18 protein-coding genes are annotated in these 21,647 nt (G+C 37.4%); 6 read left to right on the forward strand and 12 right to left on the reverse strand.

The features are described 5' to 3' along the window. Nucleotides 1–207: 207 nt before the first annotated feature. The 7 genes from B4F91_RS03260 to B4F91_RS03290 all read right to left on the reverse strand — a co-directional run bounded on the left by B4F91_RS03260 (nucleotide 208) and on the right by B4F91_RS03290 (nucleotide 5,817). On the reverse strand, nucleotides 208–1,509 hold the full coding sequence (locus tag B4F91_RS03260; protein ID WP_286936503.1) for a zonular occludens toxin domain-containing protein: 1,302 nt from the start codon (nucleotides 1,507–1,509) through the stop codon (nucleotides 208–210). Beyond that, the gene (locus tag B4F91_RS03265) at nucleotides 1,509–1,913 is read right to left on the reverse strand and encodes a DUF2523 family protein (protein ID WP_286936502.1); all 405 of its coding nucleotides are present in this window, start codon (nucleotides 1,911–1,913) and stop codon (nucleotides 1,509–1,511) included. The genes B4F91_RS03260 and B4F91_RS03265 overlap by 1 nt, the downstream gene beginning before the upstream one ends. After that, nucleotides 1,910–3,304, reverse strand: coding sequence for a hypothetical protein (locus B4F91_RS03270; protein ID WP_286936500.1), 1,395 nt, complete (start codon nucleotides 3,302–3,304; stop codon nucleotides 1,910–1,912). Before B4F91_RS03270 ends, B4F91_RS03265 begins: the two co-directional genes overlap by 4 nt. A gap of 123 nt (nucleotides 3,305–3,427) precedes the next feature. Continuing rightward, nucleotides 3,428–3,652, reverse strand: coding sequence for a hypothetical protein (locus tag B4F91_RS03275; RefSeq protein WP_286936498.1), 225 nt, complete (start codon nucleotides 3,650–3,652; stop codon nucleotides 3,428–3,430). Nucleotides 3,653–3,918: 266 nt separating this feature from the next. After that, nucleotides 3,919–4,227, reverse strand: a complete 309-nt coding sequence (locus B4F91_RS03280; protein WP_286936497.1) for a hypothetical protein — start codon at nucleotides 4,225–4,227, stop codon at nucleotides 3,919–3,921. Beyond that, the gene (locus tag B4F91_RS03285; protein WP_286936495.1) at nucleotides 4,224–5,663 is read right to left on the reverse strand and encodes a replication initiation factor domain-containing protein; all 1,440 of its coding nucleotides are present in this window, start codon (nucleotides 5,661–5,663) and stop codon (nucleotides 4,224–4,226) included. Before B4F91_RS03285 ends, B4F91_RS03280 begins: the two co-directional genes overlap by 4 nt. Next, the gene (locus tag B4F91_RS03290) at nucleotides 5,602–5,817 is read right to left on the reverse strand and encodes a hypothetical protein (protein ID WP_286936493.1); all 216 of its coding nucleotides are present in this window, start codon (nucleotides 5,815–5,817) and stop codon (nucleotides 5,602–5,604) included. Before B4F91_RS03290 ends, B4F91_RS03285 begins: the two co-directional genes overlap by 62 nt. A 132-nt stretch (nucleotides 5,818–5,949) precedes the next feature. Between B4F91_RS03290 and B4F91_RS03295 the strand changes: the two genes are divergently transcribed. Then, on the forward strand, nucleotides 5,950–6,288 hold the full coding sequence (locus tag B4F91_RS03295; protein ID WP_286936491.1) for a DUF3693 domain-containing protein: 339 nt from the start codon (nucleotides 5,950–5,952) through the stop codon (nucleotides 6,286–6,288). A gap of 100 nt (nucleotides 6,289–6,388) precedes the next feature. Here the strand turns inward: B4F91_RS03295 and B4F91_RS03300 are convergent, their stop codons facing one another. Further along, the gene (locus B4F91_RS03300) at nucleotides 6,389–6,952 is read right to left on the reverse strand and encodes a YSC84-related protein (protein WP_256846496.1); all 564 of its coding nucleotides are present in this window, start codon (nucleotides 6,950–6,952) and stop codon (nucleotides 6,389–6,391) included. Nucleotides 6,953–7,089: 137 nt separating this feature from the next. On the opposite strand from B4F91_RS03300, the gene B4F91_RS03305 reads away from it, so the two are divergent. Together B4F91_RS03305 and B4F91_RS03310 are read left to right on the forward strand one after the other, a co-directional pair. Then, entirely contained in the window at nucleotides 7,090–8,301 is a 1,212-nt protein-coding gene (locus B4F91_RS03305) for a tyrosine-type recombinase/integrase (protein ID WP_054981980.1), read from the forward strand. Beyond that, complete coding sequence (locus tag B4F91_RS03310) at nucleotides 8,301–9,500, forward strand: cation:proton antiporter (protein WP_264389930.1); 1,200 nt, start codon at nucleotides 8,301–8,303, stop codon at nucleotides 9,498–9,500. Before B4F91_RS03305 ends, B4F91_RS03310 begins: the two co-directional genes overlap by 1 nt. A gap of 143 nt (nucleotides 9,501–9,643) precedes the next feature. On the opposite strand, the gene ydiJ is transcribed toward B4F91_RS03310, so the two are convergent. Then, the gene (gene ydiJ, locus B4F91_RS03315; RefSeq protein WP_286936488.1) at nucleotides 9,644–12,691 is read right to left on the reverse strand and encodes a D-2-hydroxyglutarate dehydrogenase YdiJ; all 3,048 of its coding nucleotides are present in this window, start codon (nucleotides 12,689–12,691) and stop codon (nucleotides 9,644–9,646) included. Between the two features lie 145 nt (nucleotides 12,692–12,836). Between ydiJ and B4F91_RS03320 the strand changes: the two genes are divergently transcribed. Then, the gene (locus B4F91_RS03320; protein ID WP_286936487.1) at nucleotides 12,837–13,046 is read left to right on the forward strand and encodes a PGPGW domain-containing protein; all 210 of its coding nucleotides are present in this window, start codon (nucleotides 12,837–12,839) and stop codon (nucleotides 13,044–13,046) included. A gap of 65 nt (nucleotides 13,047–13,111) precedes the next feature. On the opposite strand, the gene ppsA is transcribed toward B4F91_RS03320, so the two are convergent. After that, entirely contained in the window at nucleotides 13,112–15,487 is a 2,376-nt protein-coding gene (gene ppsA / locus B4F91_RS03325) for a phosphoenolpyruvate synthase (RefSeq protein ID WP_054981983.1), read from the reverse strand. 154 nt (nucleotides 15,488–15,641) lie between these two features. On the opposite strand from ppsA, the gene ppsR reads away from it, so the two are divergent. After that, on the forward strand, nucleotides 15,642–16,451 hold the full coding sequence (ppsR, locus tag B4F91_RS03330; RefSeq protein WP_004586305.1) for a posphoenolpyruvate synthetase regulatory kinase/phosphorylase PpsR: 810 nt from the start codon (nucleotides 15,642–15,644) through the stop codon (nucleotides 16,449–16,451). 60 nt (nucleotides 16,452–16,511) lie between these two features. Here ppsR and B4F91_RS03335 read toward each other — a convergent pair whose 3' ends face one another. Further along, nucleotides 16,512–17,861 (reverse strand): class II 3-deoxy-7-phosphoheptulonate synthase, encoded by a 1,350-nt coding sequence (locus tag B4F91_RS03335; protein ID WP_024032363.1) that lies wholly within the window; start codon nucleotides 17,859–17,861, stop codon nucleotides 16,512–16,514. A 988-nt stretch (nucleotides 17,862–18,849) separates the two neighbouring features. Between B4F91_RS03335 and B4F91_RS03340 the strand changes: the two genes are divergently transcribed. Then, complete coding sequence (locus B4F91_RS03340; protein WP_286936486.1) at nucleotides 18,850–19,725, forward strand: DNA replication terminus site-binding protein; 876 nt, start codon at nucleotides 18,850–18,852, stop codon at nucleotides 19,723–19,725. A 62-nt stretch (nucleotides 19,726–19,787) separates the two neighbouring features. On the opposite strand, the gene B4F91_RS03345 is transcribed toward B4F91_RS03340, so the two are convergent. Beyond that, nucleotides 19,788–21,002, reverse strand: a complete 1,215-nt coding sequence (locus tag B4F91_RS03345; RefSeq protein WP_004586302.1) for a hypothetical protein — start codon at nucleotides 21,000–21,002, stop codon at nucleotides 19,788–19,790. Between the last annotated feature and the right edge of the window lie 645 nt (nucleotides 21,003–21,647).

The raw sequence follows: 21,647 nt of genomic DNA on the forward strand, positions 1-21,647 counted from the left end.
TACGGCCATTTAACAATAGTGGAATAATAGCATTGGTTTGTGGCCTTTCATGAAACAAAGTTTCATAAGTTCGTACATGTATTGGTCGTTGGTACGTAATAAATTATGTTGTTTATTACGTAATATATAAGAATTACGTAATAAGTTAAGTACCAGATAACCAAGCCGCTACGCTCAGGCTTCGCTTGGCGGCTTGATTTAATCTGCTTATAAAGATGTTAAAAGAGAAGTTGTGTCGATTTCTTCTTTATCATCTGATGGTGGGTCATAAGGGTTCGGGCTACATAAAGCACGATATGAAAAAGCACTATTTTTGATAACTACATTACAGGGGCTAAAGTACTGAATAGTAAAACCCATGCTTGCAAGTTCGTATGAGGTTAAACTAAACACGCCATATTTATCTGTGACAAATTCAAATATGTATTCTCGGTGTGTTCGTTCTGGCCGTTTAACTTGCTGGATACCAGTAACGAAAATATCGGTAGCACCATATGGCAAGCTTATAAAAACAGGGTCACTACCAGCAATCTTAAAATCAGAATCACCGCTATTAATACCAGTATCTTTTTTAGTACTTTCCATACTTGAGTTAACGGGGGTTTCAATATTTTCCACATCATTTGAAGAACTGGAAAAATACCATAGCCAATACAATATGCACAAAAAGATAGCAGTAACTGGAAAGGCAAAAATAGGACTGAAAAGGAAATTTTTACCTTGTCCTTTTGTAACACCGCCGGTGGCTGTCGATTTATAACATTTGTGCACTTCGATTGGGATTTTCTTCCAAACGATAGTGCTCGATTTGTTTGGTGTTTTTCCGTCAAGTTTTGGGTTGTGTTCAAAAATTCTTGGCCTTCGGTTGTAATAGGGGATTGCTGCGAGTCCATCGAAGTATTTATGTGAGTATGCGTATTGGCTAACGTTTCTAATGTATTTATGGACGCTGGTAATATCTGGGGTGCAGACGATAATATCCCAGTTGTATTTTCTGTGTCGCATGTAACATTCTTTAAGTGTTTTGGGGTAAATAATGTGGCCATGTTCGTTAAATATCTCCCTTCCTAAATCATCAATATCACCACTGGTTAAATTTTCAGGTTTAAACTTTTCCAATTGTTCAAAATGGTATGTATACCAATGCTCGGGTATCGAATCTTTGTAAAAATCTATATGGCGATAATTACAAGATTCAGGTTTAAAAGTGGCTTCTGTTGGGTAAACGTCTTGAACTTCATCAATTAAAACTAAAGCACCAGTTGGCATCCAGTGATACCAATTCCGCCAAAGGTGTTGGCCTTCTTCATTTTGTGAGGATAATCTCCAAAGCTGAGCGGATTCAGGGAAAGTTTCTTGTAACTCAGTTTCAATTTCTTCTAGGGGTAAAATACCCTCAATATTGGTTACAACCAATCGGCCTTTTCTTAAAGCTGGTAATACTTCAAACCAAGTTGCACTAGCGGATTTGAAAGAGCCGGGCGCGCCATGAAAAATTGATGATGCCATTAGATAAACCTCAATACATAACGTGCAATTAGCGCTTGAACTATAATATTCACACCATCGAAAAGGCGCATATCAATAAGTGCAGCTTGAACATCTTTTGGCAAAGCATCTGCGGCACTGAGGATTTTAGAACCTATTTCAAAGTTTTCTGCGATACTTTTGGCTATGCTCCAAGCCAATTTTGTAGACTCAATTTGCGCGTTAATTTTAAATAATGCAGCTTGTGTAATTACCCAATTTGAAAGCCGTCTTAAAAAATTTGGAACGTCTTTCTCTAAGAATGACCATACATCAGAAAAAAAATAACCAATTGCTTGCGCTGTACCCGCTATACCTTGATATTCATCTGCGTACAAACCACATGAAAAGACTAATAGTAAAAAGCCGAATGTTAATTTATTCATTCTTTATTGCCCCCAAGTAAAATGAAAAGTGCAGTAATTGAAGCGGCCAGTAAAATAGCTGGCGCAATTAATTGAAAAAAATTAGAAAAACGAGATAGACCTAAATCAACCTCAACACCTTTAATCGTTTCTAACCTTTCTTGATAAGAAGCTGTAATGTTAGGGTTTAAGGAAAATAGTACTTTGCTTTCATCTTGTATTTGAGCTAAATAATTTTCAAACTCTAAGTTCTTAGCTTCGACTTCTTCTTTCAGCTCATTAATTTTTGAGTTAACAAAAACCGATGATAAACCTTTATTTTTACGGTTGGCGCTAATGCCAAAATCTAGTGGCTCAGTATTTTCAGCCGTTTGTTTTGTATTGGCCGCAATTTCCGCGAGGGCCTGATTATCAATTGACCCACCTGAGTTTGGAGAGCCAGTAGCGATTTCACTCAAATAGTTATTACTTATTTGAATTTCACCTGCGAGTCTATCAAGTCGGTCGTCATTAGAATTACTAGCCGAAATTTGATTCGTGTTCATTGCGCTAAGGTTTGTGTTTATTGTATTGATACCATCAATCAGTTCTGTTTTTGCTTCGGTGTCCAATTCCTCAGCTTCTGGTTTTTCATCAGGTTCGGCCGTTTCGGTCGGGTCTGTTTCATCTGGTTCAGTTGGGTCAGTATCGTCAGGGTCTGTTGGGTCTCCATCAGATTCAGATGAACATTCATCAGGTTCTCGGCTACCAAAGGAATGCGGAAAGTAATACCCTCCATTTTTATCAGTTAGAATTTCACATTGTCGACCTGAAGCCACGTTATAACAAACGGTGTGTATACCTGGGCGAAAGGAAAATGCAAAAGGGTCATTGTCATTTGCAGGAGGGCAATCATTATCATAAGAAGAAATTATTTTGGCACAGTCAAAGGGTGGTACTGAAGGGTCATCGGGCACAGGAACTTTATCAATTTTTACTATATGATTTCGGTAACCATCAGGCGGACATTCAAATGTAAATTGTGGTTGTTGGGGTGCAAAATTAAGTATGTAACTAGAACCTTCATAAGTCACATACTGTCCAGCTTGTACGCTGTACTTTTGATATGTTTCATTAATTCTAAAATTATAACTGTTTGGCGAAAAGTAGCATTCAAACTGATAGTTAATACTTTGACCAAAGTCAGGTTTAATAATCTTATCAGCTAAATCTTCACAAGACGCTCTATTAGATTCGAAGGCCGAAACAGCAGAACAACCAACGCCAGTGTAACCATGTATTTGAGAGGTTTTTGAACAAAAATCTTCGGTTGTATTTGGTGGTCTTAAATCTGTTAAGTCAGGTAAGCGAAGCTCATCAGCAGATACAAAAAAAGCGCTAGTAAGCGCTACTAATAATATTAGAAATCGCATAATAGCGCCCTTTAGATAAAGGCGGTGTTACCCGCCAATTGCTAACTGGTTCTTACTCCACTTGAAAAGCCTTCTACAAAACACCAAACAAGAAAACAAGCAAGACCAATAGAGGTAACCATTTTAGTTACGAAGTTTTGAAACAATCATGCCAATAGCAAAACCGATTGCAGCGACCATAATTACACCCGTAACAATTGCAGTGTAGTTTGTAGTACCATCAGCAACAGCAGCGTTAATTGCTTCTGAATGATCGGCTGCAAAAGCAGAGCTTGAACCGATAAGAGAAGTAACTAAAAGACCAGCTTTAGCACGTTTAGTAGCTAAGATATTTTTTAAATTTTTCATTTGGGTATTCCTTAATATTTAAGTTTTTCCCATTACTCGTACTACACGACCGATGCAATGAGCAGTGATAAAAGCGACTAGTGCCGCCGAGTTAATTAGGCCGAAAGTGGCCAAGTCAAAAGCAAATAGTTCATTAAGAACATTTACTAATCCGTTTTGCTGTAGCTCTAAGAACTCAGCTTTTGAGACAATGATGTAATCACAATCCGAACCTGTAACCGCTTTTAGCGTATTTTTTGAATTGATGACTACACATTGAGGCATAACTATTTCACCAGCTGAACGTCTGAAACTATATTTCGAGACATATTTTCAGGGTCAGGCTGTAGAACTAAATCAACTTCACAAATGCCATTTTCAGCTGTGATTTTTTTAAACTTGTTATAAAGCTCTTGGTTATCTACCATCGAGACACTTTTAGGTTCATAACCACATTTTTGAATATTGTGGTCGCCTTGAATAAAGTCTTTCTCTGGCACTAGGTAAGAAACCGAAGAAAATGCGTAATGTTTAGGTGCGCCCGATTTACTAGAAACGCCTTTACCAATTGCCGCAGATAATAAAATTACTTTCATGTTGTTAACTCCATTTGGTTGGGTGGTGTAATACAGGCCTTATTAATAGAGTCGGGTATATCCCAAGGATTTAGGCCTTTAGTTATTCGATTAATAATTTCATCACTAGATAATTCTTGTATGTGACGTAAGTAATTTATAAATTTGCTGTACGACTGAACGCAGTATCGTTCTAACCTTTCAGCAACTAGAACGCCGTTATGTTGTCTTTGTCGGCTGGTCGTTTTTATTTCAAGACGTTCAGAAGTAATAAAAGCAAAAGCGGGGTAGGCAGCAGCAAATACTGCATCGGTATTTAAAAGTGCATCCAAGGAGATAACACGGTCAATACTGCGAAGTTCAAGTTCAGCGCGAACCCAATTAGGCTGAGATTCGCTTTCCATTTGCTTTCCCTTTTCGTACATACGCGCCATTTTTCCATTTTTGCGACTGCCTACATATAAGGTATTACCGCCGTTTGCTATACAGTCATAGCGTTTTTGCCAGCCATGCTTTTTCTTAAATTCGGCCTGTTGCTGGTCTGATAGTTTTTGTAATTCACCAGTTTGAATAAATGAAAAAGAGGGCGCTTGATTAGTTTTACAAAATGCGCCTTCTTCAAGGTTTTGGAAGTAATCAAGAACAGTGCGGTTACCTTCGTAATCATCGTAGGCAATATCTAAACGGGTAATTTTTATGTTTGGCATTTTTTGCAACATCGTATGCAATTTAGGAATATCTAAACCAGCACAACCAGTGCCAGTAAAAGAGACCATTACGCCCCCATTATTAGCACCCCAAGCAATAACACCTGAGTTAACATCATGGCGATAAAGCGAAGCTGATTTTTCATAAGTAAACATACCACCGTTATTTTCACGGTAAGACCAGCTCAATGTATCACTGGTTAAACGGTCAGCTTCTGTTGCTACCTCAGTGTTTAAAAGGTGCATAAATTTAGAAATGTCACCTTCAATCAATGAAGTAAGTGCCTTATAACGCTTTGTTTTTCTAACAACATTTTTTAAAAAGTGTTTACGTTCTTCTTCTGGTATTTCTTTAATTGAATTGTATTGACGATACTTAGATGCACCTGCAAGGTTGCTTTCAAAAAGCTCGTTATAGTAATAATCCGAGTTGAAAATAACACTTTCATTAACGTCAAATTCCAAATCATCACTAGCAACTAATGAGGTTTTTGTATCTGAAATGAAATCATCGGTAGGGTTGTTAGCAAACATCTCTGCGCATAACATTGCGTTATAGGCTTCTTTGTAGGAAGAAAAATCACCATTACCAAATGCAAGTTTTGCATCATAGCGACAGCGAGCTACCTCATTTGGAGAAAATACGATTGTTAAATAATCTATTTTAGTCAGGTTTTTAACTGGCTTTTTAGCACTCTGGTTCATAGTCGAATACTCCAGAGTCGAAAAGTTCTTGCCAATTGTTGTCATCTACATCAATTATTTCGAAGCTTTCGCCGTTACAGTAATCAATGCAAAAAGCCATTGCTTCTGAACGTGAAGAATACATAAGCGGATGTTCAATTTTATTGAAACCTAACGCGTATTCATCTGTGCCTGAAATATATTGAAGATAGAATTTCAACGCTGTTTCCTTGTTATAATGACAAGCTGTCATAATTGAATGTTTTTGAAATATAGCGTTCGACTTTGACAGTTGTCAACTTTTTATTTATCAAGAATGACAGTTATAATTAAAAGAGTGAGGAGAATAGATATGAACTTTAGTTACGAACTAATTGAAAAATATAAAAATTTCATGGGTTATAGTCAGGATAAACAAGTAATTTCCGACTTCGAAGAATTTAATTCAGGAAATATGTCTCAAATCAAAAAAGGTAAGAGGCATTTAACTGCGAATCAATGTATCACAATGGCCAATGCAATTGGGTTAGATCAAAAAGAAGCCTTATTAAATCTTGCGATTGAAAAATCAAAAAGTAAGGAAGAAGGCGATATTTGGACGGATATTGTAAAAAAGATTAGTGCGGCATGTGTAGCGCTAACACTTGTTGCAGGTCTAGCTAATGCACCAACTGAGGACGCATTTGCGTAATAGCGATAGCCCATAAATTACGTTATGTTAAATTGAGTAATTGATAAGAAAGCGAGCGTGATTATACAAACCAGCCCGCTTTTAGGAGAGTAATTAGGTGTTAATTTAGCTCAGAATCTACCCAAAATTTAGTGCCTTTTAGTACTGCTTGAAGTGCAAGGCCATTTTCGGTTAAAGAATATACGGTAACTTGGTCGGCAATGGCTTCTGCAACCAGTGCTCCACCTTTATCTTCGTATTTTGCTGCTGCATCTGCGTTTCCGCCGAAGGCCCAACCGTGTTCAATAAATCTATTTACTGCCGCTTGGTTATGAAAAACCATAACAACGTTAAAATCTTTAACGCCTAAACCAAGCCCTAAACCGGCTTCACCCATATTCATGTAGGTTGATTTACCCGTTAAGTTATTTTTTACTACACCGTACCCGCCACCAAAACTAGCTAAAACGACATTTACGTTTGCGTTATCAAATACGGCGTAACCGGCAGAATTGGCAATTTGTTTTTTAACATCGGGTTTTTGTGCGTATAATTTGTCGAGGGTATTGTTTTTCATGCTTTGTACTAAAGCGCGTTTTTCGCTAGGTGAAGCACTGCCTGTAGTAGCACAACCTGTTAGTAATACAGTTATTGTAAGTAGGCCTAACACTATAAATTTTTTCATAAAACTTTCCTTAATAAGATTCATACCAATACACAACAATGTTTAAATAAATACACTTTCACTATGTCCAATACTAGACAGTATCGGACTTTAACGTTAAGCTGTAAGTCTATTATTTTATTGAATATTTATACATTATGCTTGTCGCTTTAGTTGATACGTTAAAACAATTAAGATACCAAATTGCTCATCTTGATGACGGTACTCTAAACTCAGAATACCCAGAACTTGCATCCTTTATACAGCAAGTTGGCTTGACTGTAACTGAATCAAAGGACGATCTTAAATTTTTATACCAATTTTTATATGTGTACGGCCGAAAATCTGAGGCAACATTTAATCGTTTTCGTAATGAGCTTGAACGATTTTATTTGTGGTCTTGGCTAATTGCCGAAAAATCTGTATTTAGTTTAAAGCGCGAAGACATTGAAGCGTATGTTGATTTTATGGCTGAGCCAGATAAAAAATGGGCATCAACTTCGGTGCAATGGCGTTACAAAGATGAACAAGGCATTCGTCGATTAAATCAAAATTGGCGCCCTTTTATATTAAAAGAGTCAATTGCGAGCCAGCAAACATTAGCGGCTATGTTTACTGCGCTAAATGTATTTTATAAGTTTTCTATTTTAGAAGAAAAAACGTTTGCTAACTTTGTGCCTGTAGTGAAAAAAAATAGCCCCTATTTGGTAGTTCAATCTCAAATTCAGATCCCAGACACTTTAAGTGACATACAATGGGAATATGTATTTGGCGTAACACGCGATTTATGTGAAAAAAAACCAGAGCTTGAACGTAACCTATTTACGCTCGCGTGTTTAAAAGGGCTATATTTACGTATATCAGAATTATCAGAGCGCCCGCAGTGGTCGCCAGTTATGTCACACTTTTGGCAAGATAATGACGGTTTTTGGTTTTTACGAATTATGGGTAAAGGTAATAAGCTACGAGATGTTACGTTAAGTGATGATTTTGTTGAGTATTTAAAACGTTACCGATTATACAGAGGGTTACCCGCCCTACCTCGCGTTGATGAATCTGAGCCATTGGTGCATAAAATTCGTGGCCAAGGTGGGATGACCGTTAGGCAAATTAGGCGTTTAGTGCAGCAAAGTTTTGATTTAGCTCAGCAATCGTTACTTGATGACGGGTTTAAAGATGATGCAGAACAACTTGAAGCGGCCACTGCCCATTGGCTTCGTCACACGGGTGCAACACATGATGCGCAAACTCGACCGCTAAAACATTTATCGGAAGATTTAGGCCATTCTAAAATTGCGACAACCGATCAAATTTACATTCAAACAAATATTAAAGAGCGAGCAAAATCAGGCGTTAAAAGGAAAATTTAATGGAATACTTAGTAATAGCATTTATTGGTTTTTTATTTTTAGTTTATTCAATTTCAATAAGGCAGTTAGAGCGCACAGAAATAACAGGCCCTATGTTTTTTGTTATTGGCGGCATGTTTTTGGCGTTTTTACTTCCTAATGAAGGCGAAAAACTAAAAACAGGAATAGATTATTTATTACCACTGATAGAGCTAACACTAAGTATATTTTTATTTTCTGATGCGGCTAAATCTAAGTTAGGTGTATTGAGGCATAGTTTTCAATACCCTAGCCTATTACTATTCGTTGCCCTACCCTTAACTTTATTGTGCGGTATTAGTGTTAGCTTATTTTTATTTGCAGAGTTGTCGTTAATTCAATCGGCACTGCTGGCAATTATACTTACACCAACCGATGCAGCTTTGAGTAAAGGGTTATTGCAAAGTACACAAGTGCCCGAAAAAATCAGGGAAGGTATAAATACCGAAAGCGGATTAAACGATGGCTTATGTGTACCAGTATTTTTAATTTTTATTTTATTAGCTAAAAACCCTGACTCTGCTATTACTGCTTCACATACATTAGGTGTGTTTTCAAGAGAGCTTGGCTTAGCATTATTGATTGCTGGTTTTTCTATAGCGATATTTATTCCGGCATTAAATTTTGCAATGCAGCGCCATTACTTTGCAAAAAGCACCAGCCCATTTTTACTTTTAGGTTTTGCGATGGCGGTGTTTTCTATCACACAATATTTACATGGCAGCGGGTTTATAGCGGTGTTTATAGCAGGTTTGTTATTTGATAAATTTTCTAAAACTGACATTCGCGCTGAGCTAATAGAAGATTCAGAGCACATTGCTGATTTTACTTCGTTAATGATTTGGTGTTTATTTGGATTTGTTTGTGCGTATTTAGTAATACCCAAATTAAATACAAATATAATTGTGTACGCCTTACTAAGCACTACATTAATTAGAATAATTCCGGTTATGTTATCGTTACAATTTACAGCACTTAATTGGAAGGAACGTTTTACTTTTGCATGGTTTGGGCCACGCGGTTTGGCATCTATTGTTTTTACTTTAATGGTAATAGACACGCAAATAGAAAATAAATACGATATTGCCACTATTGCAATGACCACTATTTTATTTAGCGTGTTTATACATGGTATAAGTACAAAGCCTATTGCAGATAGCTTCGTTAAAAAATCTAAATAGCGTTTAGAAAAATTAACGAATATATTGTTTTGCTATAAACACGTTTTTTAGCTTTAAAATAAATCACTTAACTAAGCGAATTGGTATTAATAAAAAAGGCGTAACTTATTTTTAAGTTACGCCTTTTTTATTTTTAACTTTTACTAGCTAAGTACCTGAGCGAGCAACTCAATTGGGTGCTTTGGTTTAAATTGCTCAAAACGTTTTACTTGGCTGCGACACGAAAAACCGGTAGATAAAAGTTGCTCTGGTTTATTTTTATCTACTATTGGTTTCCAACTCATTTCGTACAGTGCACGGGAATTTTCTTGGTTTTGTGCTTCATGGCCATAAGTACCGGCCATGCCACAACACCCGGTATTGGTTGTGTTTAGGGTTAAACCAATATCAGTAAAAATTGTTTTCCATACGCTTGCTGCTTTTGGTAAAGCGGTTGTTTCTGTACAGTGGCTTAGTAATGTAAATTCAGTATCAGTTTTTTGTTTAGCCGATAATGATTTAAACGATTGAGTTTGTAACCATTCATGGGCAAGTTGTACATGAAACTCGCCGCGATTATTTTCTAAAATGGTTTTGTATTCATCGCGATAACACATAACTAACGATGCATCTAAACCAACCAAAGGCGAATTAATATCAGCGAGTTTATTTAAAAACTCTGCGCCATTTTTTGCGGTTACTTTAAACTCATGCAAAAAACCTTTTACGTGTTGGGCTTTACCATTAGGTTTAAACGGTAATAGCATCGGCTTTTTACCCAGCGCGGTGATAAGTGTTATAAAACTTTGCACTAACTCGGCTTCGTAAAAGCTGGTAAACGGGTCTTGCACTATTAGCACATAGTCATTTTGTTCATCACTTGAAAGTGAATTTAATAATTCAAAATTGAATTTATGTGCTTTTGCGACACGTTTTTCAAGTGAAGGCACACTTAATTGGGGGGTATCTACATACCCTACTGTTTTTTTAATTAAACTACTTACTAAGTTTGTTTTAACAATTGGGTTGATCACGCGTGCAAATTTAGACATTACAGGCGCCGAACTTTCAATGTTAGCGACTAAATAATCTTTAAGTGGGCGCGCGTAATAACTGTGATAATAATTTAAAAAGCGTGCTCTAAAAGTAGGTACATCCACTTTTATAGGGCAAGATGTTGTACACGCTTTACACGCTAAACATTCATCCATTGACTCTTTTACTTCGTGAGAAAAATCGTAAACACCTTTGTTTTTTTCACGGCTATGAACAAAACGCTCCCACCAGGTAATAACTTCGCCTTTGTTAAGCTCTTTTTCTACTTCGAGTAAATCTACATTTTTAGACTCTTGAAGTCGTAACCATTCTCGCATTAATGTTGCGCGGCCTTTTGGCGAATGCCTGCGATCGCCGGTTACTTTATATGAAGGACACATGGGAGAATTTTCGTCGTAGTTAAAACAAATGCCGTTACCATTACAGGTCATTGCATTGTTAAAACTTGTTTTTACATCGATAGAAATTTGCTTATCGAAGTACGAACGTTTTTGCCCATCTACACTAACTAGTGAGTCCTCACTTTCTATAGGAGTACATATTTTACCAGGGTTTATTCTATTATTAGGGTCGAACGCTGTTTTTATTTTACGTAGTTGTTTAAATAAATGCTCGCCAAAAAACTCAGGGCCGTATTCACTGCGGTAACCTTTACCGTGTTCGCCCCACATTAAGCCGCCGTATTTAGCGGTGAGTTTTACAACTTCGTCTGAAATTTTACGAAGCAGTTTTTCTTGTTCTGGATCGCACATATCTAGCGCCGGGCGTACATGTAAAACACCCGCATCAACATGGCCGAACATACCGTATTGTAAATTATGGCTATCGAGTAATGCTCTAAATTCTACAATGTAGTCGGCTAAGTTTTCTGGCGGTACAGCGGTATCCTCAGCAAAGGCCAATGGCTTTTGGCTGCCTTTAACATTACCGAGTAATCCGACAGATTTTTTACGCATTGCATAAATTTTTAAAATGTCACTTTTACTGCTGGTTAATTGATAGCCAATGACACCATTGGTTTGATTTGCTACGCACTCATCTAATAATGTGCAAAGTGTGTTTACTTTGTCTTTTATATCTTCAGGTGATACTGCATTAAACTCAACCATGTTGAGTCCTTGCATATCTTTATTTGGTACATCGGTTATTAAGTCCGATACTGAATGCCAAATAATATCTTCGCGAGCCAAGTTTAATACTTTGCTATCGACAGTTTCTACCGATGTTGCACGCGCATTAACTAAAAAGGGAGAGTGGCGAAGTGCCGAATCAAAACTGTCGTATTTAATATTTATCAGTGTTTTAAATTCGGCTATGGGAGTTAAGTTTAATTTAGCTTCAGTAACTATACCAAGCGAGCCTTCTGATCCGGTAATTAGCCTACTCATATCAAAAGTTTGTAAGTCATCACTTAGCACATGCTCTAAGTCGTAGCCTGTTAAAAAGCGATTTAAGCGTGGAAATTTTTCTAAAATAGCTTGGCGCTCATTTAAAGAAATTTCCAATACTGTTTTGTAAAGGCTACCGATTAATGATTCTTGCTCGGCTATTACTTTAGCTTTTTCTATGTCTATTGGTGATGTCACCATTGGGCTGCCATCGACTAAATAGGTAGTAAGTCCTAAAACATGGTCGCTAGTTTTACCGTACACTAATGAACCTTGACCTGATGCATCTGTACTGATCATTCCGCCAATGGTTGCTCGGTTACTGGTTGATAAGTCGGGTGAGAAGAAAAAGCCGTACGGTTTTAAAAAGTCGTTTAATTGATCTTTAATTACACCTGTTTGTACTCTAACCCAACCTTCTTCAACGTTAATTTCGAGTATTTCGCGCATGTAGCGAGACAAATCAACCACTATTCCTGGTGTGAGTGATTGCCCATTAGTACCTGTACCACCACCACGTGGGCCAAAAGTAAGCGACAAAAATGGGTCGCGAGATGCTGTTTGCAATGCAAGTTGAATGTCTTTTTCGGTTTTAGGAAAAATAACACCTTGTGGGATTTGCTGATAAATACTGTTATCGGTAGAGGCGGTTAAACGCGTTGCATAGCTTGCATCGGTGTCTCCACTAAATCCCTGATTTTTCAGTGTACTTAAGTAGTTTGCGACAAGCTCGGTCGCTGCATCTTGCTGTGTAATTGTTGCTATCATGACGGCGATAATTTAAGGCATTTGTGTAATTATATCATGGTGATGGCTAATAGAAATTGAAGATTTTACAGTTTGTAACACTCTTTTTATCGTATTTTGAGGTTCTGTATTTATAATCAAGTTAAACCAATGTTCAGAGGTTTATATGAAAAAATTACTATTACAGATCATAGGTGTGTTGTTTATTTTGCTTGGGTTGTTTTTCTCTCTGGTGCCAGGCCCTTCCCTGATATTTTTTATGGCGGGGTTACTGTGCTTTTCGTTTTATTACCCAAAAGCGAGGTATTATTTAAAGCTTTGCCAAAAAGCCTTAACTAAATCGTGTAATTATTTAGATAAAAAATTAGCACGGTAATTTAGCCCACATACAAAAATGCCAGCATAATAGCTGGCATTTTTATTTGTTACGGGTACTGATGATTATTTAGCAAGTTTGTCTGCTAGGTATAACCATGTTTCTAGTACTGTATCTGGATTTAGTGAAACAGAATCAATGCCCTGCTCTACTAACCATGCTGCAAAGTCTTCATGATCTGAAGGACCTTGACCACAAATACCTACATACTTGCCCTTTTCTTTAGCTGTTTTAATTGCCATAGAAAGTAGCTTTTTAATCGCAGGATTACGCTCATCAAATAGATGTGCGATTAGGCCTGAGTCACGGTCAAGACCAAGTGTTAGCTGAGTTAAATCGTTAGAGCCGATAGAAAAACCATCGAACATCTCTAAAAATTCATCCGCAAGTAATGCATTTGAAGGAAGCTCACACATCATGATTACTTTTAGACCATTTTCACCACGTTTAAGGCCATGCTCTTCTAGTAATTCGATAACACGTTTACCCTCTTCAAGGGTACGTACGAATGGGATCATGATTTCAATGTTGGTCATACCCATGGTGTTTCTTACGCGTTTAATTGCTTCACACTCAAGGGCAAAACAATCACGGAAGTCTTCAGAGATATAACGTGCAGCACCACGAAAACCAATCATTGGGTTTTCTTCTTCAGGTTCGTACTGCTCACCACCTACTAAGTTTGCATATTCGTTTGATTTAAAATCAGACATACGCACAATTACACGCTCTGGTGCAAAGGCACAGCCTAGCGTTGAAATACCTTCTACTAATTTAGAGATATAAAACTCTACCGGTGATTCGTATCCGGCAATAATGTCGGTAATTTCAGCTTGTAACGCAGGTGATTGGGCATCAAAATTTAATAGCGCTTTAGGGTGAACACCAATCATGCGGTTTATTACAAATTCAACACGGGCAAGGCCAACACCTGCATGTGGTAAACGTGCAAAGTCAAACGCGCGGTCTGGATTACCTACGTTCATCATCACTTTCATTGGTAGTTCTGGCATTTTATCAACGCGCGACGTTAGTATTTCAAAATCTAAAATACCTTCGTAGATGTAACCTGTATCGCCTTCAGCACATGATACCGTTACTTCTTGGCCTGCTTTAATTAAATCGGTTGCGTTACCACAGCCAACTACCGCAGGAATACCAAGTTCACGGGCAATAATTGCTGCGTGACACGTACGCCCACCACGGTTTGTAACAATAGCCGCGGCGCGCTTCATGATAGGTTCCCAATCTGGGTCTGTCATGTCGGTAACTAAAATGTCGCCTTCTTGTACTTGGTCCATTTCTTTAATTGAATCAAGTACACGAACAACACCACTACCAATTTTATGACCAATTGCGCGGCCTTCAGCAATGACATTGCTTGTGCCATTTAATTGAAAACGCTCCATAATATTGGCATCTTCGTTTGAGCGAACGGTTTCTGGGCGCGCTTGTACTATGTACAATTTGCCATCGTTTCCGTCTTTTGCCCATTCGATGTCCATAGGACGACCATAGTGCTTTTCGATAATTACAGCTTGTTTTGCAAGTTCTTGCACTTCTTCATCTGTAATTGAAAATTTGTTTGAAAGGCTTGGCTCTACGTCAACAATTTCTACTTGTTTGCCGTGTGCCTCATCTGTTGAGTAAATCATTTGAATGGCTTTTGAGCCAATATTACGACGTACTACTGATGGCAACCCTTTTTGTAATGTTGGTTTATGAACATAAAATTCATCAGGGTTTACTGCGCCCTGTACAACCATTTCACCTAAACCGTAGCTTGAAGTAACAAATACAACGTCTTCAAAACCAGACTCTGTATCAATACTAAACATAACGCCTGATGCTGATTTATCTGAACGTACCATACGCTGAATACCAGCAGATAGTGCAACACCACGGTGATCGTAACCTTGGTGAACACGGTACGATATGGCGCGGTCGTTAAATAAAGAAGCAAATACGTGTTTAATAGCGACCATTACTGAGTCGATACCACGAACGTTAAGGAAGGTTTCTTGTTGGCCTGCGAATGATGCATCTGGCATATCTTCAGCGGTGGCTGATGAGCGTACTGCAAATGATACATCGGCTGATGTATCGCCATGAAGTTGGCTGTATGCGTCGCGAATGGCTTGGTCTAGGTTAGGTTGGAATGGGGTATCGATAATCCATTGGCGGATATCGGCACCGACTTTAGCGAGTGTATTTACATCATCAACATCAAGCGTATCTAAAATGTCGTGAATTTTTGCATTGAGTCCAGATTGCTCTAAAAACTCATTGAAAGCGTCGGCTGTAGTGGCAAAACCACCCGGAACCTGTACACCTGCGTTAGCGAGGTTTGAAATCATTTCACCCAGTGAGGCATTTTTGCCGCCAACACGAGGAACATCTTGCATACCAAGCTCTTGATACCAGAGAACGTATTCTTGCACGGGTCTTTCTCCAAAAAACAAATTGTAGTTGTAACTGTGAGAGTTAAGAAAGAAAACCTTTTATAAAGGTCACCTTCATTCTACACTGGCATTAGACCTCACGTAAACCGTGAGTAAGCCATTTTAGGGATTAAACGTAATAAAAAGGTTAACTATGAGAACTGCTTTTTATATATCAGACGGCACTGCTATTACCTCCGAAGTGTTTGGTCACGCGACTTTGTCGTTATTTCCGGTTGAATTTAATCATAAAACTATTCCTTTTGTAGAAACAGAAGAAAAAGCAAATGAAATTAAAGCGTTAATAAACGCAACTGCTGCAAAAGAAGGTGAGAAGCCATTTGTATTCTTTACCTTCGTAAATCACAACTTAAGTGAAATTATTAAATCGGCCGATGCAATCGCGTATGATTTTTTGTCTACTTACAGTGAAAAAATAGAAAAAGAGCTTAATGTTGCGCCAGTGCCAAAAATGCATCGTACCCACTCTATTCATGAAAAAAGTTATGACTTTAGAATAGATGCGGTTAACTATGCCCTTATGAATGATGATGGCGGAAATATTAAAAACTTTTCTGAAGCCGATATTATTTTAGTAGGTGTTAGCAGAAGCGGTAAAACACCAACAAGCTTGTACTTAGCCCTACAGTACGGCATAAAGGCTGCAAATTACCCAATAACTGAAGACGACTTAGAGAGTGAGGGACTACCTAAATGTTTACTCCCTTACAAACATAAGTTATTTGGGTTAACTATTGACCCTGAGCGTTTGGCTGCAATTAGACACCGCCGTATGGCAAATTCTAAATACGCATCAATAAGACAATGCCGAATTGAAGTGCGTGAAGTTGAAATGCTTTATAAGCGACATAAAATTGCATACTTTAATTCTACCCATCATTCTGTAGAGGAAATATCTGCAAAAATCTTAATAGACAGTAACCTTGAGCGACGTAAGTACTAACAAACTAATTTACTGTTTTGCTAAAAAAAGCCGCTATATGCGGCTTTAATTTTTTATTTATTATTTACGAGCGTCTTTTAGTAAGTCAGCTACTAAAAAGCCTACTTCTAATACTTGGTCTGCATTTAGACGCGGGTCACATTGTGTTTTGTAACGTTGCGCTAGGTCATCATCAGATAAACCGTATGCACCACCGGTACACTCTGTAACGTGCTGGCCAGTCATTTCTAAGTGGATACCACCTGCGTATGAACCTTCAGCTTTGTGTACAGCAAAAAACTGGCTAATTTCGCGCATGATATTATCGAAGCTACGCGTTTTATAGCCTGATGTCGCTTTTTCAGTGTTACCGTGCATTGGATCCGAGCTCCAAATAACTTTACGGCCTTCTTGCTGAACGCGTCTTACAAGTGCTGGAAGTTTTTCTGGCAGTACGTCGGCACCCATACGTGTAATTAGCGTTAAACGGCCCGGAATGTTATCTGGGTTTACAGCATCAATTAAACGAATTAGGTCATCTGGGTCCATTCCTGGGCCAACTTTAACACCAATAGGGTTTTTAATACCTTTGAAAAACTCAATGTGTGCATGATCTAATTGACGCGTACGCTCACCAATCCACACAAAGTGCGCAGAACAGTCGTACCAGTCACCTGATAGGTGATCGCGACGTGTAAGTGCTTCTTCATAGCCTAGCAATAACGCTTCGTGAGACGTGTATAAGTCGGTTTCTTTAAGGCTTGGCGCAATAGTAGAATTAATGCCACATACTTCCATAAATTCAAGTGCGTCTTGAATTTTGTCAGCAAGCTGTTGGAATCGCTCTTTTTGCGGATTAGCGGCTACAAAGCCCATGTTCCAGCGATTCACTTGGTGTAAATCTGCTAAGCCACCTTGTGCAAATGCACGAAGTAAGTTTAATGTAGCAGCACTATTGTGGTATGCCTTCATTAAACGTTGTGGATCGGGAATACGTGCTTCTTCTGTAAACTCAAAGCTATTTACAATATCACCACGGTAAGATGGTAAAGATACACCGTCAATAGTTTCTAAATCTGCAGAGCGTGGTTTAGCGTATTGGCCTGCCATACGTGCAATTTTAACAACTGGGCATTTACCGCCGTATGTTAAAACAACTGCCATTTGTAAAATGGTTTTAAATGTATCGCGAATATTAGCGGCATTAAAGTCGCTAAATGATTCGGCACAGTCGCCACCTTGAAGTAAAAATGCACGACCTTCACATACATCTTCTAATTGTTTAAAGAGGCTTCTTGTTTCTTCTGCAAAAACAAGTGGCGGAGCACTCTTTAACTGGCTTTCTACTGTTTTCAGTTCTTCTTGATCTGGGTACTGTGGCTGCTGCAGTATTGGCAGTTCTCTCCAGCTATTTGGGTTCCACGATTGCATGTTCTTTCCTCATTCCTACTTTACCTGATATAAAGAAATTAACGTATGCATGGCCCTAAGTTCAAGGACTATATTCACTATTTACCAACTAATTTGTTATGAGTTAAATATATATAAGGTTATTTGTGATTTTAAGGCTATTCATGCTTAGTTTTAAGCGTGTTTTAATTTTATTATTTTTATTTAAATACAATAAGTTAAATATATGAAGGCGTTTTTTTAACCACCCCAAACCAAATTGAATTCAAAGCCTTAAAGTTAACAGTTTTAGTAGGAACACATCATACTTAAAGTCGGTTAAATGTAATCTTAGCTTTACAGTGGTAATTTAATTAAATCAACCAAGTGACTAGAATTTATTTTGAGTGTGTGATATGTGATTCAGGGTTATGTAAAGCTATAATAATAAGTCCACTTTATTCTGTACAACTGTGATCAGGTTGTTAGACGATGCCAGTACTCTAATTAGGGCTACTAAAAACAGTCCGTATGAACGACTACTTTAAATATTAAGTTGTATAGAGTTCATTTTCACGGAGCAGCCTTCCCCCTTACAGGAGCCTAGCGCTGTATTACAAGTATCACTTATAAGCAATTATACAATGAGTGCCCAACACTATCTAAAGTGTCGAACCAAAAAATTGATTGCTGGCCTTAAACTAAAGGCTCAATAACTATTTTACACAGAGCGATATTATATAAAAGTATACATCGCCCTAGCAATTACCTGCGTTACAACAAATTTCCTCATATAGCGTAAATACACATAAGTGTATTGATCACGCCTGGGTTCACTAATTCTTTCTGTTATATGCAAATATTCACGCACCGAATCTCACAAGCATAAGCAAACAGCATTAAAGAACACATCATACTTAATTTAATTTAGAATTAATCTTAGCTTTAATAGAATAAATTAACTTTATAAAACCAGAGCAAAAGGTTAAACTTAATAATTAAATAAGTAAGATGTGTTCTTAAGGTGGTTATGGTTTCTAAAGTACAAATAAGAAGTCAGTTTGATTTAATGAATGAATTAACATCGTTATTGATTGATGAATTACGTGTCTGTGAATATTCAAAGGCTGAGTATTATCAGCTACCAGATATAAATAGTGTTGATGAAAATATTATTCCCGAGTCAATCCCTGTACAAAAATCAACCGGTGAAATTGCTCATAGGGCAATTTTAAACTCATTTACTGATATTTATAAAAAAGAAAGTTTAAGTAGTAGAGTACTAAAGCGTCATCCTGGGCTTTTGGTTCTAAAAAATGCAGATGTCGCAGCATTAACTAGCCGAATACAACAAGTTAATAAAGCTAAGGCTGCTTTTAAGGAGTGTGTTTTGGCTATTGATAATAATGATGCTCGATTTGAAGCTGTTCATAACGCGGTTCCAAATTTAATCACTCTTGCAGCTTATCGAAAAATTCACTTTCAAAGTGAGTCCCCTTTTTCAGTGCGATTTACTTGGATGCATAAGCATGCGACTAAAACTCTAACTAAAAAAATGGCGCTTGAAATGCTCGATAAATCCGCAGGTTATAGAAATCCAAGAATGATAGACCAACAAAAATGGCAGTCCCTTGTTGCACAAGAGCAAATGCGAGTAGCTAGTTTAGGTGAAAAAGAAAAGTTAAGAATTCGCCGCCCTACCCGAGTAAGTCCCCAAGTTAATGTTAGGTATACCGCAGAAAATAGGTATCACGTAAGTGCAGCATTGCCGTTTATTTTAATTAACCCACAGCCCGATGTTAAGTTAGGTACTTTGCCAGATTATCAAAAACCAGAGTCTCACCCGAGAAAAAAAGAGTATGACTTTTTAGTGGATAGACTTTATTTAGAACAAGTAGATAAATAATTATGTTAAAAAGGCCACATAGTGTGGCCTTTTTGGTAAGTAGTCTATTATTTTAACCGTTGTTATTTTTCGACTATTTCTTCTATTTTATCTTCATCAATTAAAACTGCGTTTTCGACAATTCGTTTACCACCTTGAATCTCAATACGCTTATTGTGCTTATTGAGCGTGAGTATCTCATCACAAAACTGATCAGAAGGATGCATTTCATAGGTGTAATCAATAATATTACCGGTTTTATCATCTTTTACATTAGTAATGCTGTATTCTGAAATAGCCCCTTTTTCAATCAAGTCTTTCATTGTTGTGGTCATATCACGGCGCAAGGCTTTTAGTTTGTTTTCTGTGATATCGTCGGTTGAATAAATAGAGCCGTATTTTTCCATAATAGATAGCAATCTAAAATGATACGTTTTACCAGGCGCTGCATAACGCCAAAGGTGGTATAAACGCAGCATCATCCAACGCGATAAACCACGTTTTAGCTCTTGCGCACTGTTAAAGTAATACCCTTTGTATTCAAGGTTATCAATCATGTTATGAACAAATGCATTTAAACATGCAACACATTTTACGTTGCCGCCTTGGCCTTTTTTACCACTAAAATGAAGAGATGATAAAAAGTTCATATTTGACTCATAAAAAGAGTCATCAATATCTGTATTTTTAGTATCAGTAGCCGAGTATTTAAATGAAAGTTTAGAACCTTGAAGTGCTTCTAATGATTCTTTAATTTGTGGGTATGGCATTGATTGGCCAACCGCTTTAAGTTCTTGGGCTAATTCGTTCATCGAAAAAACCACGGCATATTGAATACCGGACTTAAAATTGATTTTTACGATTTTACCTTTCGATGCAAGGCGAATTAACGCGCGCTCAACTTTTTCTTCTCTATCCGATGGCCACACTAAATATTCTACGTCTTCGCCATCTTTACGCGTGCTTACAACGGCCGGTGTAATTTTTATTTCGCCGTCATATAAAATACCATCTACTTTTTCGGATATTTTACGCGTAATAATTGTTTTTTTAGGTGCTTCTTCCAATGGCAATTTTTTATGCCCAGAACGTACAAAACGCCCCCATAAATCATAGTGGTTAAACGTGTTTGAATAAGCACGTAACCCATGAGCGGCATTTTCGATAGAAATTCGCACATCTTTGTTATCTGTAAATAGTGCTAAACTTTCGTTATCTATTGCACTTTCCACCCCGTGTATTTGGCCCCTAAGTGTATCGGGCAAGTTATCTACCGAGATGTTGACCTTTCGGCTCATTGTTCTGATTTCCATTTTTTATTGCGACAGCTAATAACAACACATTAAGCAACAAAAGTTAAATGTTTAAGTTAGTATAAAACTGATCCGAGTATAAATAAACGTAACGGATCATTATTATACTAAGTAGGGAGTGATAAGCTTAATTTCAGATCACTATTTTACTAAGATAAGCTTCTCAAGCTAAATTTTTACTAACTCAATTTATTTTTTGTCCATTAAAAGCGCTATTTTTAAACTTTTTACACGACAAACGTTAGTAAAATAAATACCTGCTGTGGATAACAGTACTTCGAGTTAGCATAGATCTGATCTGTACTTACTACAGATCAGATCTATACCAATTAAACGCCCTGTTCTTCGTAAGCTTAAGTGTATAACTTTATAATTTACTTAGTAAAAAACTGATCTAACACAGTCATTTTGTACATAACTTATTGAGTAAGTTGTGCATAACTTTAATATTTAAATAAGGCTTAGTAAAAAGCTGATCTGCATGTAGATAAAGATCTGATCTTAACCAAGTATAAAGGTGATCTGCTTTTTTTAACATTATTTATAAATATCATATAGTTATATAGCCATTATACACCCTTAACCTTTATTACCTTATATATTTAACCACCTTTAAACTTCTTTATTTAT

The sequence above is a fragment of the Pseudoalteromonas sp. UBA6610 genome, from assembly GCF_002433295.1.
Classification (GTDB): domain Bacteria; phylum Pseudomonadota; class Gammaproteobacteria; order Enterobacterales; family Alteromonadaceae; genus Pseudoalteromonas; species Pseudoalteromonas atlantica.

What these genes read in the sequence shown, in the direction of transcription:
- B4F91_RS03260 (WP_286936503.1), bottom strand. Translation starts at nt 1,509, where the DNA reads ATGGCATCATCAATTTTTCATGGCGCGCCCGGCTCTTTCAAATCCGCT.
- B4F91_RS03265 (WP_286936502.1), bottom strand. Translation starts at nt 1,913, where the DNA reads ATGAATAAATTAACATTCGGCTTTTTACTATTAGTCTTTTCATGTGGT.
- B4F91_RS03270 (WP_286936500.1), bottom strand. Translation starts at nt 3,304, where the DNA reads ATGCGATTTCTAATATTATTAGTAGCGCTTACTAGCGCTTTTTTTGTA.
- B4F91_RS03275 (WP_286936498.1), bottom strand. Translation starts at nt 3,652, where the DNA reads ATGAAAAATTTAAAAAATATCTTAGCTACTAAACGTGCTAAAGCTGGT.
- B4F91_RS03280 (WP_286936497.1), bottom strand. Translation starts at nt 4,227, where the DNA reads ATGAAAGTAATTTTATTATCTGCGGCAATTGGTAAAGGCGTTTCTAGT.
- B4F91_RS03285 (WP_286936495.1), bottom strand. Translation starts at nt 5,663, where the DNA reads ATGACAACAATTGGCAAGAACTTTTCGACTCTGGAGTATTCGACTATG.
- B4F91_RS03295 (WP_286936491.1), top strand. Translation starts at nt 5,950, where the DNA reads ATGAACTTTAGTTACGAACTAATTGAAAAATATAAAAATTTCATGGGT.
- B4F91_RS03300 (WP_256846496.1), bottom strand. Translation starts at nt 6,952, where the DNA reads ATGAAAAAATTTATAGTGTTAGGCCTACTTACAATAACTGTATTACTA.
- B4F91_RS03305 (WP_054981980.1), top strand. Translation starts at nt 7,090, where the DNA reads ATGCTTGTCGCTTTAGTTGATACGTTAAAACAATTAAGATACCAAATT.
- B4F91_RS03310 (WP_264389930.1), top strand. Translation starts at nt 8,301, where the DNA reads ATGGAATACTTAGTAATAGCATTTATTGGTTTTTTATTTTTAGTTTAT.
- ydiJ (WP_286936488.1), bottom strand. Translation starts at nt 12,691, where the DNA reads ATGATAGCAACAATTACACAGCAAGATGCAGCGACCGAGCTTGTCGCA.
- B4F91_RS03320 (WP_286936487.1), top strand. Translation starts at nt 12,837, where the DNA reads ATGAAAAAATTACTATTACAGATCATAGGTGTGTTGTTTATTTTGCTT.
- ppsR (WP_004586305.1), top strand. Translation starts at nt 15,642, where the DNA reads ATGAGAACTGCTTTTTATATATCAGACGGCACTGCTATTACCTCCGAA.
- B4F91_RS03335 (WP_024032363.1), bottom strand. Translation starts at nt 17,861, where the DNA reads ATGCAATCGTGGAACCCAAATAGCTGGAGAGAACTGCCAATACTGCAG.
- B4F91_RS03340 (WP_286936486.1), top strand. Translation starts at nt 18,850, where the DNA reads ATGGTTTCTAAAGTACAAATAAGAAGTCAGTTTGATTTAATGAATGAA.
- B4F91_RS03345 (WP_004586302.1), bottom strand. Translation starts at nt 21,002, where the DNA reads ATGAGCCGAAAGGTCAACATCTCGGTAGATAACTTGCCCGATACACTT.